The organism is Candidatus Thiothrix phosphatis, from assembly GCF_035668035.1.
Classification (GTDB): domain Bacteria; phylum Pseudomonadota; class Gammaproteobacteria; order Thiotrichales; family Thiotrichaceae; genus Thiothrix; species Thiothrix phosphatis.
Window position 1 is genome coordinate 1345 of the sequence record NZ_JAYMYJ010000002.1, and the last position, 3615, is coordinate 4959.

Sequence of the window (3615 nt, forward strand, 5' to 3'; positions counted from 1 at the left end):
TGGTTGAAGAGTTGTTGGTAGAGTTGCAGGGTGTGCCCGTATTCTTTCCAGGTGCGGGCGTCTTCGAGGTCGCCAAGATGCTGGGACAGGATGGCCTGACCGTCGCGGACGAGGGCGAAGGTGTTTTTGAGTTCGCCGCCCATGGCGAGCAGGGGCGGGGCATCCGCGAATCCGGCGGGCAGGTGGATGGGGTCGGGGGCGTAACCACGGGCGCGGCGCAGGAGGCGGGGTTTACCGGCAATGACGCGGACAACAGAGTCGTCGACGCGGTTGGCGATGGGGCGGTTGTGCAGCAGCAGGCAGTCGGCGATGCCTTGCATGCGCTGACGGGTTTCTTCCACGTTGATGCATTGCGGTTCTTCGCTGAGGTTGGCGCTGGTCATCACCAGCGGGCTTTCCCAGTCCGCCAGCAGCAGGGCGTGCAATGGGGTGTAGGGAAGCATGAAACCGAGTGTGCGTTGGCGCGGGGCAATGGATTCGGCGAGGGCAGGGGTGGTTTGCGCCTTTTTCTCCAGCAACATGATGGGCGCATGTTTGCTCTGCAAGACCGCAGTTTCGGCTTCGCTCAGGTGGCAATACTGTTGGATTACATCCAGGTCGCGCGCCATCATCGCCAGCGGTTTCTGGTGACGGCGCTTGCGGCGTCGCAGTTCGGCGACGGCGGCTTCATTGCTGGCGTCACAGGCCAAGTGGACACCTCCCAACCCCATCAGGGCAAGGATGCGCCCTGAGCGCAGCAAACGGCTGGCGGCGTCAATGCAGTCGCGTTCTGCGGCGGTGGTGAGAATTGCGTGTCCTGCCATGTCTTCCAGCCAGAGCGTTGGGCCGCAGGCCGGGCAGGCGTTGGGTTGGGCGTGGAAACGGCGGTCGGTGGGGTCGGCGTATTCCACCCGGCAAGCGGGGCAGAGGCCGAAGCCCGCCATGCTGGTGTTGGCACGGTCGTAGGGAATACCGCGCACAATGCTGAACCGTGGGCCGCAATGGGTGCAGTTGGTGAACGGGTAGCGGTGACGGCGGTTGTGTGGGTCGAAAATGTCGGCGCGGCAGGCGGGGCACATGGCAGCGTCTGGTGCGACGCCGGTATGGGTTTCGCCGCTTTCGCTGGCGATGATCCGGAAATCGTCGTGTGGTCGGGGGCTGTCCAGTTCGCTGGTTTGCAGTGCGTCAATCCGCGCCAATGGCGGCGCATCGGTGAGCAGTTGCTGCTGGAAAGTTATCAGTGCGGAAGCATCTCCCCAGGCTTCGACCAGCACGCCTGCGCTGTCATTGCGCACCGTGCCGCTGACGCCGCAAACCTGCGCCAACCGCCAGACATTGGGGCGAAAACCTACCCCCTGCACCAGGCCGGTAATGCGGATACGGCGTGCTTCCTCCGGCATCTCTTTCCCCCTTTGTGGTTGCGTCACAAGATTTACAGGCTACCGCAACTCGGGGAGCCGGTCTGCTGTTATTTGTGGGATGAGGGAAGAAACGCAAAAAGGGGCAACCTGCCATTGGCGGGTCGCCCCCTAGCCCTATTTCAAGTTAGCCCCTTAAACGCTTGCTTGTGATAATCGTTGGCCTGTCTGGCTTAACGCCAGTTACGGCCCTGATCCGGTTTGAATGGCGTTCTGTGGTCGAAGCCTGGTTTTACCGGATGTTTGGAGACAACGCTCTTGTTGTTGGACAGCTTGGTGATATGCCGGTTCAACGCCGCTTCTTTGCTGTCCAGGCTGGTGCGTTCCCATTTGGTGATTTTGCGGTCTTTCATCGCGGATTTGACCGAGACGCTCAGTTGACGCAGCTCAGTGCGCAATTGGTGTGCTTCGGTTGGTGTCAGCTTGCCGCTTTTGATGCCAGCGTCAATGCGCATTTCCAGTTGGGGAATATTGACGTCCACGCGGTTATGGAAGGGTTGTGGAGCCGCCAGGGCTGCGGTGGAGGCGAACAATACGCCAGCAACCAGTGCGCCGGAAAAGAGGGATGAAATTTTCATGCTGTTACTCCTTGTAGATTCTGCCATGTTGGTTTTGCCTTTCGACAGGAGTCACTTTATGCCCCAATCACGCAACAATTATGTTCCGATTGTGCAAACATGATGAAAATGCTGGGTAATTTTTACCAATAAAATGAGGGTGTGAAGCGTCAGCAGATGCGCGGCAACTGCTCGCCGGGCAGCATGTCCACGATCCGTTCGCCGCCGAACGTGGTTTGCAGGATGACATGCCCATCGCCTGGAGCCACTGCGCCGATGATGCAGGCATCGCGGCCTTCCGGAATGCGCCGCATCGCATCCAGCACGGCTTGCGCCGCATCCGCCGGAACCACCGCCGCCAGCTTGCCTTCGTTGGCGAGGTAGAGCGGGTCAAGGCCGAGGATTTCACACATGCCGCGCACCAACGTGCGGATTGGCAGGCGTTCTTCCTTCAGCATGAAATCGGCACCGGAGCGTTCGGCGAACTCGTTGAGCACGGTCGCCAGCCCGCCACGGGTGGCGTCCCGCAGGCAGTGGATGTCGGGGCAGGCGGCGAACATCGCTTCCACCAGCCGGTTGAGTGGGGCGCAATCGGTTTCGATGTCGGCATCCAGCGCCAAGTCGCCGCGCGCATTGAGGATCGCGGCCCCGTGGTCGCCCAGCCAGCCGTTGATGATAATGGCGTCGCCGGGTTGCGCGCGCCCAGCGGAGGGGTTGCGGCCTGCCGGAATCACGCCTACGCCTGCGGTGTTGATGAACAGCTTGTCCGCCCCGCCGCGTTGCACCACCTTGGTGTCGCCGGTGACGACCTGCACCCCGGCTTCGTCCGCCGCCAGCTTCATGGCTTGCAGGATGCGGGCGAACGTTGCCAGCGCCAACCCTTCCTCGATGATGAAACCACAGCTCAGGTACAAAGGTTTCGCGCCGCCAACCGCCAGGTCGTTGACCGTGCCGTTGATGGCGAGCGTGCCGATGTTGCCGCCGGGGAATTCCAGCGGGGTGACGACGTAGGAATCGGTGGTGAAGGCCAGCCGGTCACCGTTGGCGGTGAGGTCAGCAAGAGGAATGCGGGCCTGGTCTTCGCCTTCGGCCAGCAGCGGGTTGCTGAAAGTCTGGCGGATCAGGTCGTCGACCAGTTGGTGCATGGCGCGCCCGCCGCTGCCGTGGGCGAGGGTGATGGAGCCGGTGAGGTTCATGCGGTTTCCTTTGCTGTGTTCGGAATTACCTTATGCCCATTTCACCGCTGTTTCAACTAAGGCGCTTTTTTCTTTGGCTCATTATGTGTTTCGGGGTCTTGCCGAGTGAACCTTGAAATTGGCAACCCGTCCCCCAACTGATAGCCATCGACAAGCCAAAAAGGAAGCCGATGGGCAGTTTGATCAGCATAGCCAGCCTCACCAGTGATGGGGCCTGCCACCGGCAAGTCCGTGCGTTGCGCTGGCCTGCCGGGGTGGTGTGCCCGCATTGCGGTTCACGGGAAACCATCCGCCGGGGCAAGGATGACCGTCAGCCGGAACGTCAGCGCTATCAGTGCAAAGCCTGCGGCAAGCGTTTTGATGACCTGACGGGGACGGTGTTTGAAGGGCATCACCAGCCGCTGAAGGTCTGGATATTGTGCCTGTACCTGATGTCGCTGAACCTGTCCAACCAGCAAATTGCCC

At 61.1% G+C, this 3615-nt stretch carries 4 protein-coding genes; 1 reads left to right on the plus strand and 3 read right to left on the minus strand.

The annotated features are described in order from the left end of the window. The 3 genes from hypF to hypE form a co-directional block, all read right to left on the minus strand. Nucleotides 1-1379 (minus strand): carbamoyltransferase HypF (hypF, locus tag VSS37_RS00050; protein WP_324692551.1); only part of this gene is annotated, 1379 nt, incomplete at its 3' end. Nucleotides 1380-1570: 191 nt separating this feature from the next. Then, complete coding sequence (locus tag VSS37_RS00055) at nt 1571-1975, minus strand: hypothetical protein (protein ID WP_324692552.1); 405 nt, start codon at nt 1973-1975, stop codon at nt 1571-1573. A gap of 149 nt (nt 1976-2124) precedes the next feature. Next, nucleotides 2125-3150 carry a hydrogenase expression/formation protein HypE gene (gene hypE, locus VSS37_RS00060; RefSeq protein ID WP_324692553.1) on the minus strand — a complete coding sequence of 342 codons (1026 nt, stop codon included), beginning with the start codon at nt 3148-3150 and terminating at the stop codon, nt 2125-2127. A 170-nt stretch (nt 3151-3320) separates the two neighbouring features. Here hypE and VSS37_RS00065 point away from each other — a divergent pair. Then, a partial coding sequence (locus tag VSS37_RS00065) for a transposase (protein ID WP_324692554.1) occupies nt 3321-3615 on the plus strand: 295 nt, incomplete at its 3' end.

What these genes read in the sequence shown, in the direction of transcription:
- hypE (WP_324692553.1), bottom strand. Translation starts at nt 3,150, where the DNA reads ATGAACCTCACCGGCTCCATCACCCTCGCCCACGGCAGCGGCGGGCGC.
- VSS37_RS00055 (WP_324692552.1), bottom strand. Translation starts at nt 1,975, where the DNA reads ATGAAAATTTCATCCCTCTTTTCCGGCGCACTGGTTGCTGGCGTATTG.